The organism is Stenotrophomonas sp. C9D9 (assembly GCF_056491205.1).
The window spans coordinates 1,412,199-1,426,175 of sequence record NZ_JBSZIF010000004.1 but is presented as its reverse complement, the minus strand read 5'-3'; the positions used below and the strand labels follow the sequence as shown (position 1 = coordinate 1,426,175).

Sequence of the window (13,977 nt, the reverse complement as noted above, 5' to 3'; positions counted from 1 at the left end):
TTCTGCGGGGGCCAGCCGGCCAGCAGCCGGCTCTACCGATTACTTCTTCTTGACCGGGGCCGGCGCGGTGGTGGCCGGGACCGGCTCGCCGCCATGGCGCTTGGTCATCCACCACTGCTGCAGCAGGCCCAGGCCGCCGTTGACCACCCAGTACAGCACCAGGCCGGACGGCATGAAGGCCATCATGACGCCGAACACCAGCGGCATGAACTGCATCATCTTCTGCTGCATCGGGTCCATGCCCGGTGCCGGGGTCAGCTTCTGGGTGAACCACATCACCGCCACGTTGATCACCGGCAGGATGAAGTACGGGTCGCGTGCGGTCAGGTCCTGGATCCAGCCGAACCAGGGCGCCTGGCGCAGTTCGACCGATTCCACCAGCACCCAGTACAGAGCGAAGAAGATCGGCATCTGGATGAGGATCGGCAGGCAGCCGCCCATCGGATTGATCTTTTCCTTCTTGTACAGCTCCATCATCGCGGTCTGGAACTTCTGGCGGTCGTCGCCATAGCGTTCCTTCAGCTGCGCGATGCGCGGCTGGAAGCGGCGCATCTTGGCACCGCTCTTGTACTGGGTCGCCGACAGCGGGTACAGCACCAGCTTCAGCAGCACCACCAGGCCGACGATCGCCCAGCCCCAGTTGCCGACCAGCTTGTGCACCTGGTTCAGCACCCAGAACAGGCCCTGGCCGATCACCGCCATCATCGAGAAGCGGCTGTAGTCGACCACCCGGTCCAGGCCCGGCACGTCTTCCTTGGCAATCAGGTTCACCAGCTTCGGGCCGACCCACAGGCGGGCCTCGGTGCTGGTGGACTGGCCCGGGGCCACGGTGAAGGCCGGGCCACGCGCTTCGATCAGGTCACGACCGGCCACCTGCGACAGCACGTAGTGTGCGGTCTGGTCCTTCTGCGGGATCCAGGCGGTGAAGAAGTGGTGCTGCAGCATCGCCAGCCAGCCGCCGGTGATGTTCTGGTTCAGCGTGCCATCGTCCAGGTAGTCCTTGAACGCACGACGCTGGTACTTCTTGTCGTTGTCGTACCAGGTGGCGCCGTTGAAGCTGAACGAATCCGGGTTGGTCATGCTCCGCGACAGGATGGTCGGGGTGCGGTCCAGGGTGCGGTAGACATAGCCGTTCCACGGTGCGGCACCGGCGTTGCTGACTTCGTCCTTGAAACGCACGGCGTACTCGTTGCGCGAGACGGTCAGGGTGCGCTTGATGGTCACGCCGTTGTCGGCGGTCCACACGAACGGGATCTGCAGTTCGTTCTGGCCCTTGGCCAGCACGAAGTCGCGGGTGTCACCGACCAGCTTGAAGCCGTCAGCGCCGGGAACCGGGGTGTTCTTGTCTTCGCTGGCCCAGCCACTGATCGCGCTGTACGGATGCGCGGGGTCTTCGGTCAGCAGGCGTACCGGCGGGCTGCCTTCGTCCTTGGTCTGCGGGAACTGCAGCAGCTCGGCATCGAGCACGCGGCCGCCGTCCAGTACCAGGCGCAGCACGTCGGTGGTGACGGTCACGCGCTGGCTGGCCGGGGTGGCGCTGGCCTGGGCCTGCACAGCGGCCTGGCCCGGGGCACCCGGGACCTGCGCGCTGGGGATGCTGCCCGGGGTCGCGCCCGGAACACTCTGTGCAGCAGCCGGGGCCGACGTGGTCGTCGGTGCCGGGGTCGGAGCAGCCTTTTCACGGCTCCACTCCATCCACAGCAGCACGGCCACCATCAGCCAGGCAAAAATGAGGAATACGCGGGTCTGGTTCATCAGCGGACAGGCTCGGCGGGGCCGGGACGCGATGCCGGCTCGGTCAAAGAAGGAGTTGCGATGCCATCAGGCGGCGGCATTGTGCCGTCCACGCCCGGCGCGGGCAATGCACGCAGGCGACGCAGCAGGCGCAGGAAGGCCTGGCGGATCTCGTCGTTGCTGGCGGAACGCGCAGCACTACGAGCCACGACGACGAAGTCGCCTGGCTGGATGTCGGTACGTGTCTGACGCAGGATGTCGCGCAGGACGCGCTTGATCCGGTTACGCCCAACGGCGTTCGGATCAACCTTGCGGGAAACCGCCAGACCCAGCCTGGCCGGCCGGTCAGCCGGCAGCCAGTGCAGGGTCATCAGCGGATCGGACACACGGCGGGCGCCGTTGAAGACCGTTGAATATTCGGCACGCGTGCGAACCCGCGCAGAGCGAGGGAATCGCTTGCGCGGGTCTGCAGTATTCACTGTCGAAGGGATTGCGTCTGCCGCGAGGTGCGGCATGGCAATCAGGCGCTCAGGACTTTGCGGCCCTTGGCGCGGCGACGCGACAGGATCTTGCGGCCGTCAGCGGTCTTCATACGGGCACGGAAGCCGTGGTCGCGCTTACGCTTGAGGTTGCTGGGCTGGTAGGTGCGCTTCGTGGCCATTGGGGGCCTCTCGTATGAATGGGACGGAAAGAACCGGAAATTCTAGAGAGGTACCCTACCCCGCGTCAACCCCTGGCAGCTACGCGAATTCACTGGGCTGTGCAATAGCTGTGGATGTTTTTGTGAATAAGTAGGGGACAAGCATTCCGAAGGCGGGCGCTCGGTGGTAGTCTGAGCCATCCATTTCCCCCCTTTCCGGCCTGTGTTTGGGCGCCTTGTCGCGTCCATGCCCCGGCCACCGGACGATTATTGCTGATGGATGCCTGGTCCCGTAGTCTCGAGCGCCTCGAAGCGGAGTTCCCGCCGGAAGACGTTCATACCTGGTTGAAGCCGCTGCAGGCCGATCTGCGCGTGGACAGCCTGGTGCTGTATGCACCGAATGCCTTCATCGTCGACCAGGTCCGCGAGCTGTACCTGGCCCGGATCCGCGAACTGCTGGCTCATTTCGCCGGTTTCAGCGACGTTTTTCTTGAAATCGGCTCGCGCCCGCGTCCCGTGGAGGCGCAGAACGCGCCGGTTTCCACGCCCTCGGCGCATGTGTCCAGCGAACCGCAGGTGCCCTTCGCCGGCAACCTGGACAATCACTACACGTTCGCCAACTTCGTCGAAGGCCGCAGCAACCAGCTGGGCCTGGCCGCCGCCTTCCAGGCAGCGCAGAAGCCGGGCGACCGGGCGCACAACCCGCTGCTGCTGTACGGAGGCACCGGCCTGGGCAAGACCCACCTGATGTTCGCCGCCGGCAACGCGATGCGCCAGGCCAATCCGGGGGCGAAGGTGCTGTACCTGCGTTCGGAGCAGTTCTTCAGCGCGATGATCCGGGCCCTGCAGGAAAAGACCATGGATCAGTTCAAGCGCCAGTTCCAGCAGGTGGACGCGCTGCTGATCGATGACATCCAGTTCTTCGCCGGCAAGGACCGCACCCAGGAAGAGTTCTTCCACACGTTCAACGCGTTGTTCGATGGCAAGCAGCAGATCATCCTGACCTGCGACCGCTATCCGCGCGAAGTCGAGGGCCTGGAAGCGCGCCTGAAGTCGCGGCTTGCCTGGGGCCTGTCGGTCGCGATCGAACCGCCGGACTTCGAGACCCGCGCCGCGATCGTGCTGGCCAAGGCACGCGAACGCGGTGCCGAGATTCCCGATGATGTTGCGTTCCTGATCGCCAAGAAGATGCGCTCCAACGTGCGCGACCTCGAAGGTGCGCTCAATACCCTGACCGCCCGCGCCAATTTCACCGGCCGCGCGATCACTACCGAATTCGCCCAGGAAACCCTGCGCGACCTGCTGCGCGCCCAGCAGCAGGCGATCAGCATTCCCAACATCCAGAAAACCGTTGCCGACTACTACGGCCTGCAGATCAAGGATCTGCTGTCGAAGCGTCGGACCCGCTCGCTGGCCCGCCCCCGCCAGGTCGCCATGGCCCTGACCAAGGAACTGACCGAGCACAGCCTGCCCGAGATCGGCGACGCCTTTGCCGGTCGCGATCACACCACGGTGCTGCATGCCTGCCGCCAAATCCGGACCCTGATGGAAACCGACGGCAAGCTCCGCGAGGACTGGGACAAGCTGATCCGGAAGCTGAGCGAATGATGCACGGATGCCGATGAGGCGTCATCGCACAAAACGGTGCAGAATCCGGTAGCAAGCGCGGGACACGTTGTGGATAAAAATGGCGCTTGAAATCGCGCGAGATTTATCCACAGCTTTCCCCACCCCCTGGGGGTCGGTAATACAGAGGGTTTCGAGGTCTGAAATTCTTTTATTTACAAAGACTTAGCGTTGTTTTCCAGCGATTCTGTCTCTACCAGCACCACCAAGCTTTTGATTTATTCCACATTTTTTAAAGCATAGGGGCACGGAACCACATGCGTTTCACACTGCAGCGCGAAGCCTTTCTCAAGCCGTTGGCACAGGTCGTCAACGTGGTCGAACGCCGCCAGACCCTTCCGGTTCTGGCCAATTTCCTGGTCCAGGTGCAGAACGGCCAGCTGTCGCTGACCGGTACCGACCTGGAAGTGGAGATGGTGTCGCGGATCGCGGTTGAAGATGCCCAGGACGGCGAAACCACCATCCCCGCCCGCAAGCTGTTCGAGATCATCCGCGCGCTGCCCGACGGCAGCCGGATCACCGTCTCGCAGACCGGTGACAAGATCACCGTGCAGGCCGGCCGCAGCCGCTTCACCCTGGCCACCCTGCCCTCCAACGACTTCCCGTCGGTTGACGAAGTGGAAGCCACCGAGCGTGTGGCCATCGGCGAAGCGACCCTGAAGGAACTGATCGAGCGCACTGCGTTCGCGATGGCCCAGCAGGACGTGCGCTACTACCTCAACGGCCTGCTGTTCGATCTGCGCGGCGATGCCCTGCGTACCGTCGCCACCGACGGCCACCGCCTGGCGCTGTGTGAAACCGATCTGGCCAAGCCCAGCGGTTCCAAGCGCCAGATCATCGTGCCGCGCAAGGGCGTAACCGAACTGCAGCGCCTGCTGGAAAGCGGCGATCGCGAGATCGAGCTGGAAGTCGGCCGCAGCCACGTCCGGGTCAAGCGCGACGATGTCACCTTCACCTCGAAGCTGATCGACGGCCGTTTCCCGGACTACGAAGCGGTGATTCCGATCGGCGCCGACCGCGAAGTGAAGGTTGATCGCGAAGCGCTGCGTGCCTCGCTGCAGCGTGCCGCGATCCTGTCCAACGAGAAGTACCGCGGCATCCGCGTGGAAGTCTCGCCGGGCAACCTGAAGATCAGCGCGCACAACCCGGAGCAGGAAGAAGCCCAGGAAGAGATCGAAGCCGACACCACGGTCAGCGATCTGGCCATCGGCTTCAACGTGAACTACCTGCTGGATGCCCTTTCCGCCCTGCGCGATGAGGAAGTCATCATCCAGCTGCGCGACTCCAACTCCTCGGCGCTGGTGCGTGAATCGAGCAGCGAGAAGTCGCGACATGTGGTGATGCCGCTGCGTCTCTGACCGCAGCGTTGTTCCACGTGGAACCGAAGGACGCCCGGGATCTTCCCGGGCGTTTTTTTTAGGTTCCACGTGGAGCATTGAAGGCGAACCATTGAGCTGGATCCTGTCCAGCCGGAAGTTCCCCGTCGGTGGATGCTTGATGGCTCCCACTGATCCTTCCGCGACGGTTGCACTGGAGACGCTGGATAGCGGGCCATGTGTGCATGGATCACTCCGAATCGCTTTGAGCTGCAGCCGCAGGATGCTTAGATCGAGCTTCCATCTCCTGCGACCCCATCAGCCAGCGGTTGGAACGCGACTCTGAAAGTTCGCAGCCCTTCTGGAAACGCCACTGTCCACAGCCCTGGTTCTGGGCAGATCGGGGCAAGCCTAGCTTCTAAATCTGGGTATAAATCTAAAGCATGGTGGTGATGGTAGGGCCAGATTTCGTGGAAAAATGCATTATCTAACTGATTTAAAAGAAATTTATGCATCTGAAACCCCCTGTATAGAGGCACCCCAAGCTGGGGGGGAACCTGTGGATAGTTTTAAGGGCAAGGTAAAAGGCCTTTTTTATCCACAGATTGCCCATACCTTGTGTATAAGTCATACATGGCCGCTGTGGACAGCGTGAAACGAATTTCTTGAAATCTGTGGAACCGTCCAAGAGAGGGCGTCGTAGATTTCAAGAAATCTGCGGGTCATGCAGAGCGACTGCCGAAGTGGTGTTGTGCACGTGGGGCGCGATGAGCCGTGAAATCGTTGAATTCTGAGGGTCTACACCCTGCCACCCACTGCAGATTTGAAGATTTCGAGGACAGTTCAGGGCTGTGATAGCGCCCCGCGTTGAGGCGGCGCCACGTGGAACACGCGATCCGGATCCGGCCATGTTCAGCCCATCAGCTCGGCAGCCGCTTCGGGCCGTGTCGGCTTGACCGATGCAGTAAGCTGATGGATTCCCTGTCCCTCTACCGCCCCGTGCGGATGGTCCTTCGCGCCCCATGCTTATCCGCCGCCTCGCCCTGCACCAACTGCGTCGCTTCAGTGCGGTGGATCTGTCGCCCCAGCCAGGATTGAACCTGCTGACCGGCGACAACGGTGCCGGCAAGACCAGCGTGCTCGAGGCCCTGCATCTGATGGCTTATGGGCGCAGCTTCCGAGGTCGTGTCCGCGATGGATTGGTGCGCCAGGGCCAGGAAGCGCTGGAGATCTTCGTGGAATGGGACGAACAACGTGCCAATCACCCGCCGCACCGCCGAAAGGCCGGCCTGCGCCACAGCGGGCAGGACTGGAAGGGACGTTTGGACGGTGAAGACGTGGCGCAGCTTGGCAATCTGTGCGCAGCGCTTGCGGTCGTCACGTTTGAGCCAGGCAGCCATGCGTTGGTCAGCGGTGGTGGTGAACCCCGCCGCCGCTTCCTCGATTGGGGCTTGTTCCACGTGGAACCTGATTTCCTGTCCCTGTGGCGTCGGTACTCGCGGGCACTGAAACAGCGCAATGCCCTGCTCAAGCAGGGTGGCCCGTCGCGGATGCTGGATACCTGGGATCACGAACTCGCCGAAGCCGGCGAACCCCTGACCAGCCGCCGCCAGCACTACCTGGAGCGTCTGCAGCAGCGCGCCGTGGCTCTGGCTTCCAGCCTGGCCCCGCAACTCGGCATCCAGGCCCTGGAACTCAGCCCGGGCTGGCGTCGGCACGAGCTCCCTCTGGCCGATGCCCTGCTTCTGGCCCGGGAACGTGACCGCCAGGCCGGGTACACCTCGGTCGGCCCGCACCGCGCAGACTGGAGCGTGGATTTCCACAGCATTCCTGGTCGCGATGCGCTGTCCCGCGGCCAGGCCAAGCTGACGGCATTGGCCTGCCTGCTGGCGCAGGCTGAGGACTATGCCGAGCAGCGCGGCGAATGGCCGGTGATCGCGCTGGACGATCTGGCCTCGGAGCTGGATCGCACCCACCAGGCGCGGGTTCTGGAGCGCCTGCTCAATGGACCGGCACAGATCTTCATCACCGCCACCGAAACGCCGGCGGCGCTGGAAGAACTGACCCACATCGCCCGGTTCCACGTGGAACATGCACAGATCGTGGCTGTGCCATAGTGGGCACACCAGGGCCGCTCGACCCCGGCTGGTATAATTCGGGTTGGAATCCTTTCATTCTCGGCGCATCGCTCCAAGCGGTGGCCGACCTGCGGAGCCTACGGCAAGCGCAATGAGCGACGAACAGAACACCCCGGCAAACAACGGCAATTACGACGCCAACAGCATTACCGCCCTGGAAGGCCTGGAGGCTGTCCGCAAGCGTCCCGGCATGTACATCGGCGACGTGCATGACGGCACCGGTCTGCACCACATGGTGTTCGAGGTCGTCGACAACTCGATCGACGAAGCGCTGGCCGGCCACGCCGACCACGTTGCAGTGACGATCCACGCCGACGGCTCGGTCTCGGTATCCGACAACGGCCGCGGTATCCCGACCGGCAAGCACGAGCAGATGAGCGCCAAGCTCGGTCGCGAAGTGTCCGCCGCCGAAGTGGTCATGACCGTCCTGCACGCAGGCGGCAAGTTCGACGACAACAGCTACAAGGTTTCCGGCGGCCTGCACGGCGTCGGCGTCAGCGTGGTCAACGCGCTGTCGCAGAAGCTGCTGGTGGACGTGTTCCAGAACGGCTCCCACTACCAGCAGGAATTCAGCAACGGCGCAGCCGTGACCGCACTGGCCAAGCTGGAAGCCACTACCAAGCGTGGCACCACCGTGCGCTTCTGGCCGTCGACCGTCGCCTTCCACGACAACGTGGAATTCCACTACGACATCCTGGCCCGCCGCCTGCGCGAGCTGTCGTTCCTGAACTCCGGCGTCAAGATCGTCCTGGCCGACGAGCGCGGCGATGGCCGTCGCGATGACTTCCACTACGAAGGCGGCATCCGCAGCTTCGTGGAGCATCTGGCCCAGCTGAAGACTCCGCTGCACCCGAACGTCATCTCGGTCACCGGCGAGCACAACGGCATCGTCGTGGATGTGGCGCTGCAGTGGACCGACTCCTACCAGGAGACGATGTACTGCTTCACCAACAACATTCCGCAGAAGGACGGCGGTACCCACCTCGCCGGCTTCCGCGGTGCGCTGACCCGTGTGCTCAACAACTACATCGAGCAGAACGGCATCGCCAAGCAGGCCAAGATCAACCTGACCGGCGATGACATGCGCGAAGGCATGATCGCGGTGCTGTCGGTAAAGGTGCCGGACCCGAGCTTCTCCAGCCAGACCAAGGAAAAGCTGGTCAGCTCCGACGTGCGCCCGGCGGTGGAAAACGCCTTCGGCGCGCGCCTGGAAGAGTTCCTGCAGGAAAACCCGAACGAAGCCAAGGCGATCGCCGGCAAGATCGTCGACGCCGCGCGTGCACGTGAAGCGGCGCGCAAGGCCCGCGACCTGACCCGCCGCAAGGGCGCGCTGGATATCGCCGGCCTGCCGGGCAAGCTGGCCGACTGCCAGGAAAAGGATCCGGCGCTGTCCGAACTGTTTATCGTCGAGGGTGACTCGGCAGGTGGCTCGGCCAAGCAGGGCCGCAACCGCAAGAACCAGGCGGTGCTGCCGCTGCGCGGCAAGATCCTCAACGTGGAACGCGCACGCTTCGACCGCATGCTGTCCTCCGACCAGGTCGGTACGCTGATCACCGCCCTGGGTACCGGCATCGGCCGTGACGAGTACAACCCGGACAAGCTGCGTTACCACAAGATCATCATCATGACCGACGCCGACGTCGACGGCGCCCACATCCGCACCCTGCTGCTGACGTTCTTCTACCGTCAGATGCCGGAGCTGATCGAGCGCGGTTACGTCTACATCGGCCTGCCGCCGCTGTACAAGATCAAGCAGGGCAAGCAGGAGCTGTACCTGAAGGACGACCCGGCGCTGGACAGTTACCTGGCCAGCAGTGCGGTGGAAAACGCCGCGCTGGTGCCGGCCACCGGCGAACCGGGCATCGAAGGCCTGGCGCTTGAAAAGCTGCTGCTGGCCTATGCCGCCGCGCTCGATTCCATCGAACGCAACGCCCACCGCTATGACCGCAACCTGCTCGAAGCGCTGGTCGATTTCGTGCCGATGGACATGGACAGCCTGCGCAATGCCGGCGAAGGCGAAGGCCTGGATGCGCTGGCCAAGCGCCTCAACCAGGGCAGCCTGGGCAGCCCGCGTTTCAGCCTGGAACTGCAGGACGCCAACGAGGAGCGCCCCGCCGCCGTGCTGGTGACCCGTCGCCACATGGGCGAGCAGCACATCCAGGTGCTGCCGATGTCGGCGTTCGAAAGCGGCGAGCTGCGCGCGATCCATCAGGCCTCCAAGCTGCTGCACGGCCTGGTGCGCGAAGGAGCGACGATTTCCCGCGGCGCCAAGTCGATCGAAGTCGACAGCTTCGCCAAGGCGCAGAACTGGCTGCTCGAGGAGGCCAAGCGCGGCCGTCAGATCCAGCGATTCAAGGGTCTGGGTGAAATGAATCCGGAGCAGTTGTGGGATACCACGGTGAACCCGGAAACCCGTCGCCTGCTGCAGGTGCGTATCGAAGACGCGGTCGCCGCCGACCAGATTTTCAGCACCCTGATGGGCGATGTGGTCGAACCGCGTCGCGACTTCATCGAAGACAATGCGCTGAAGGTCGCCAACCTGGATATCTGACACAATCGGGACCTGGCCGGTGCGCGGGGAGCTGCACCGGCCTTCGTCCCTTGAACGCAGGTACCTGATGTCCGCATCCGCCCCGGTCTCCGCCGCCCCGCCTCCGGTTCCGCCGGCGTCTACCCCGCCGCGCGCCGTGGCACCGTTGGCAGGTTTCTTCATCGACCTGGGCATCGCCGCCGTCACGCTGGTCGGCCTGAGCATGGTCACTGGCCTGTTCTGGGGCTTCTACCGTGCGATCGTGGTCAGCCGCGCGAACGCCGCGGCCAATGGCGGCGCACTGACACCCGATGCCGTCGGCACGGCAGTGGGCCAGCCCGGTGCCCTGGCGCAGATCCTGATGGCCCTGATCGCCACCGGTGGCGCCGCACTGCTGCTGTACTTCTGGCGCCGCCCGGCGAACGCCGGCGAACGCCTGGCCTCGCGACAGGCGCTGCAGCGGCCTTCCACCTGGGGCTGGACCCTGCTGGTGGCCACGCTGATCGTCCTTGGCAGCAACGGCATCGCCTTCCTTTCCAAGCAGTTCGGCATCGAGCCGGTGCCCACCAACGTGGAACTGATGCAGAGCGCGATCGCGCGCTTCCCGTTGTTCCTGGTGTTGTTTGCGGTCGTCCTCGCCCCCGCCTACGAAGAGCTGCTGTTCCGCCGTGTCCTGTTCGGGCGCCTGTGGCAGGCCGGTCGCCCCTGGCTGGGCCTCATCCTCAGCAGCCTGGCGTTCGCCCTGGTCCATGAAGTGCCCGGTGTCAGCAAGAACTCATTGCTGGGCATGGCGCAGCTGTGGCTGGTGTACGGCGGCATGGGCGCCGCCTTCTGCTGGCTGTACCGGCGCACCGGCACGCTGTGGGCAGCGATCACCGCGCACGCACTGAACAACGCTGTCGCCCTTGCCGCGATGGTGTTCCTGGGGTCAACGTAAGGCCGTGCCCGCTTGACGAAAGATTAAGCAGGTAGGCTACACACTGCGCACATGAACACGGGGGCGGACCCATGAAACAACTGCTGCTGGCTCTAGTCATCACCACCGTGGTCAGTGCCTGTGCGACCACCACCTCGCCAACCGGAAGACGGCAGATGGTCGGCGGCGTGTCGCAGGCACAGCTGGACCAGCTGGGTGCGCAGGCGTTCGCCGAGACCAAGCAGAAAGAGAAGATCAGCACTGATGGCCGCCAGAACGGCTATGTGCAGTGCGTGGTCAATGCCCTGGTCGCGCAGTTGCCGCCTCAGTACCGTGGCGTACGGTGGGAGACGGCCGTGTTCGTCGACAAGGAACCGAACGCCTTTGCCCTGCCTGGCGGCAAAGTGGGCGTGAACACCGGCATCTTCACCGTCGCCAAGAACCAGGACCAGCTGGCTGCCGTGATCGGCCATGAGATCGGCCATGTCATCGCGCGTCACCACGAAGAACGCATCACCCGCCAGATGGGCGCGCAGACCGGCCTGGCCGTGCTGGGCGCGCTGGCTGGTGCCGCCTATGGCGATGGCGCCGCCAGTACGGTCAACCAGCTGGGCGGGATGGGCGCGCAGACGGCCTTCCTGTTGCCGGGCTCGCGGACCCAGGAAAGCGAGGCAGACGTGATTGGCCAGCGGCTGATGGCGCAGGCCGGATTCAACCCGGCCCAGGCCGTGGACCTGTGGCAGAACATGATGGCCGCCAGCGGCGGTCGCAGCCCGCAATGGCTGTCCACCCACCCCGATCCGGCCAACCGGATCCAGGAGCTGCGACGTGATGCACCGGGCCTGACGCCGGTCTATCAGCAGGCGCAGGCGGCCGGGCTGCGGCCAAAGTGCGGATGAGTGCGCAGTTCTATGCTGTATTGCAGCACATAAAACGATTTCTCACGCCATCTGTTTCTGATACGTTTGGCGGCTCAGATTTTTCTGACAGTCCGACTTTGCCGCTATCCGGCGGTTCGATCGAGGTGAACGATGATTTTCCGTAACCACAAAGCTGTGCTTTCCGTCCTCGTCGCGACCGCCCTGACCGGCGCCGTGGTCACCGATGCCTTTGCGCAGTCCTCGCGTTCCTCCGACCGTGGCAGCCGCGGCGGCAGCAGCAAGCAGGCCAAGGCCGAACCGCTGTACCCGAACGCGACCCGCCAGGAGCCGACCGCCAAGGCCTCGGCCAAGATGGGCAGCAAGCTGCAGAAAATGATCGACAGCTACAACAAGGAAAAGTTCCCGGAGACGCGCGAACAGGCTGACGCGATCCTGGCCGACAGCGCTTCCAACGAGTACGACAAGTCGCTGGCCGCGCAGCTGGCCTCGCAGGCCGCGTACCAGACCGACGACGTGCCGGGCGCCATCGCGTATCTGAAGCAGGTGATCCAGTTCAACGGCCTGGACAACAACGGGCACTTCCAGTCGATGCTGATGCTGGGCCAGCTGCAGCTGCAGGAAGACAAGACCGCCGAAGGCCTGGCCACCCTGGACAAGTACTTCGCCGAGAGCAAGTCGACCAAGCCGGAAGAGCTGATCGCCAAGGGCCAGGCGCTGTACCAGCTGGAGCGCTACCAGGAAGCGATCCCGGTGCTGAAGCAGGCCATCGCCGGCGCCGCCGAGCCGAAGGACAACTGGAACCAGCTGCTGATGGCGGCCCTGTCCGAAGCCGGCCAGACCGGCGAGGCCGTGCAGGCCGCGGAAGCGCTGGCGGCCAAGAACCCGACGGACAAGAAGGCCCAGCTGAATCTGGCCAACATGTACATGCAGGCTGACCAGATGCCGAAGGCCGCCGCGGTGATGGACAAGCTGCGCAGCAGCGGCCAGCTCACCGAAGAGCGCGAGTACAAGCAGCTGTACTCGATCTATGCCAACACCGAGAACAAGGAAAAGGACGTCATCGCGGTCATCAACGAAGGGTTGCAGAAGGGCATCCTGAAGCCGGATTACCAGGTCTACCTGGCGCTGGCCCAGTCCTACTACTACTCCGACCAGGTGCCGCAGGCGATCGATGCGTGGCAGAAGGCCGCCCCGCTCTCCAAGGACGGTGAGACCTACCTGAACCTGGCACGCGTCCTGCATGCCGAAGGTCGCGTCCCCGAGGCCAAGCAGGCCGCCCAGCAGGCGCTGGCGAAGGGCGTGAAGAACCAGGCTGATGCCAAAAAAATCATCAACCTGAAGTAAGTAGGAATAACGCCTGAATGCCTGCTCAGTTGATGCGCAGGCGCTCAGGATTGGTATAAGCTTGGAGGTTCCTGCGGTGTCATGCACCGCTGATCAGGGATCCCGCCCCCGGGATTCCGGCCCCACTATTGAGCTCTTGGCGCATGACGGAACAACTAGTCGTTCACCGGTACGAACAACCCGATGACAAGGGGCTGAGCTGGCCTCGCATCGTCGGCATCGCGTTTGTAATCGCCCTGCATCTGGCCGCCTTCATGATGCTCCTGATCCCCGCTGTGGCCCCCAAGGCCGTGGCTGAGAAGGAGCGTAACGTCATGGTGACCATCGTCGACGCACCGCCGCCGCCGCCCCCGCCGCCGCCGCCGCCGCCGCCGACCGATACTCCGCCGCCGCCGGTGAAGAATCTGTCGCCGCCGAAGCCGTCGCCGGTCCCGCCGCCGCCGCAGGCGCCGGTCGTGGACGTGCCGGAACCGCGTCCGAACGACATCGTCACCCCGCCGTCGCCGCCGTCGCCGCCGGCTCCGCCGACCTCGATCGAGGCCAGCGTGGACATCTCGTCGAAGGCCATGAATCCGCCGCGCTACCCGCCGGCAGCCTTCCGCGCTGGTATCCAGGGCGAAGTGATCCTGATCATTGATGTCGATGCCAGCGGCAACGTCACCAATGTCACGGTGGAAAAGTCCAGCCGTAACCGCGACCTGGACCGTGCTGCGATGGAAGCGGCTCGCAAGTGGCGCTTCAACGCCGCTGAATCTGGCGGTAAGAAGGCGGCAGGTCGCGTTCGCGTCCCGGTCAACTTTGCGCTGAACTGATGCGCCCGGGTGGCCGCCTGGCCACCCCCGCTCCCAGTTC

11 protein-coding genes are annotated in these 13,977 nt (G+C 64.1%); 8 read left to right on the top strand and 3 right to left on the bottom strand.

Annotated elements, in window-relative coordinates; genetic code table 11:
• Positions 1-39 precede the first annotated feature (39 nt).
• From yidC to rpmH, 3 genes are read right to left on the bottom strand one after another with little or no spacing between them, the layout of a single operon-like run.
• The gene (gene yidC / locus ACXI0D_RS11955) at positions 40-1,755 is read right to left on the bottom strand and encodes a membrane protein insertase YidC (protein ID WP_049446817.1); all 1,716 of its coding nucleotides are present in this window, start codon (positions 1,753-1,755) and stop codon (positions 40-42) included.
• Positions 1,755-2,249 carry a ribonuclease P protein component gene (rnpA, locus tag ACXI0D_RS11950; protein ID WP_014039039.1) on the bottom strand — a complete coding sequence of 165 codons (495 nt, stop codon included), beginning with the start codon at positions 2,247-2,249 and terminating at the stop codon, positions 1,755-1,757. Before rnpA ends, yidC begins: the two co-directional genes overlap by 1 nt.
• Before the next feature lie 5 nt (positions 2,250-2,254).
• A complete protein-coding gene (gene rpmH, locus ACXI0D_RS11945; protein WP_005411729.1) occupies positions 2,255-2,395 on the bottom strand; it encodes a 50S ribosomal protein L34 in 141 nt (46 codons plus the stop codon).
• Between the two features lie 255 nt (positions 2,396-2,650).
• On the opposite strand from rpmH, the gene dnaA reads away from it, so the two are divergent.
• The 8 genes from dnaA (at position 2,651) to ACXI0D_RS11905 (ending at position 13,937) form a co-directional block, all read left to right on the top strand.
• Positions 2,651-3,982, top strand: coding sequence for a chromosomal replication initiator protein DnaA (gene dnaA, locus ACXI0D_RS11940; protein ID WP_005411730.1), 1,332 nt, complete (start codon positions 2,651-2,653; stop codon positions 3,980-3,982).
• Between the two features lie 275 nt (positions 3,983-4,257).
• A complete protein-coding gene (gene dnaN, locus ACXI0D_RS11935) occupies positions 4,258-5,358 on the top strand; it encodes a DNA polymerase III subunit beta (RefSeq protein ID WP_005411731.1) in 1,101 nt (366 codons plus the stop codon).
• A 980-nt stretch (positions 5,359-6,338) separates the two neighbouring features.
• Positions 6,339-7,433: a DNA replication/repair protein RecF gene (gene recF, locus ACXI0D_RS11930; RefSeq protein ID WP_014035415.1), complete on the top strand. Its 1,095-nt coding sequence runs from the start codon at positions 6,339-6,341 to the stop codon at positions 7,431-7,433.
• A gap of 112 nt (positions 7,434-7,545) precedes the next feature.
• Entirely contained in the window at positions 7,546-10,005 is a 2,460-nt protein-coding gene (gyrB, locus tag ACXI0D_RS11925) for a DNA topoisomerase (ATP-hydrolyzing) subunit B (RefSeq protein WP_014035416.1), read from the top strand.
• A gap of 67 nt (positions 10,006-10,072) precedes the next feature.
• On the top strand, positions 10,073-10,921 hold the full coding sequence (locus ACXI0D_RS11920) for a CPBP family intramembrane glutamic endopeptidase (protein WP_049446813.1): 849 nt from the start codon (positions 10,073-10,075) through the stop codon (positions 10,919-10,921).
• Positions 10,922-10,992: 71 nt separating this feature from the next.
• Complete coding sequence (locus ACXI0D_RS11915) at positions 10,993-11,799, top strand: M48 family metallopeptidase (protein ID WP_049446811.1); 807 nt, start codon at positions 10,993-10,995, stop codon at positions 11,797-11,799.
• A gap of 132 nt (positions 11,800-11,931) precedes the next feature.
• Positions 11,932-13,125 carry a tetratricopeptide repeat protein gene (locus tag ACXI0D_RS11910; protein ID WP_014035419.1) on the top strand — a complete coding sequence of 398 codons (1,194 nt, stop codon included), beginning with the start codon at positions 11,932-11,934 and terminating at the stop codon, positions 13,123-13,125.
• A gap of 143 nt (positions 13,126-13,268) precedes the next feature.
• Positions 13,269-13,937 carry an energy transducer TonB gene (locus ACXI0D_RS11905; protein WP_008265902.1) on the top strand — a complete coding sequence of 223 codons (669 nt, stop codon included), beginning with the start codon at positions 13,269-13,271 and terminating at the stop codon, positions 13,935-13,937.
• Positions 13,938-13,977: the final 40 nt, after the last annotated feature.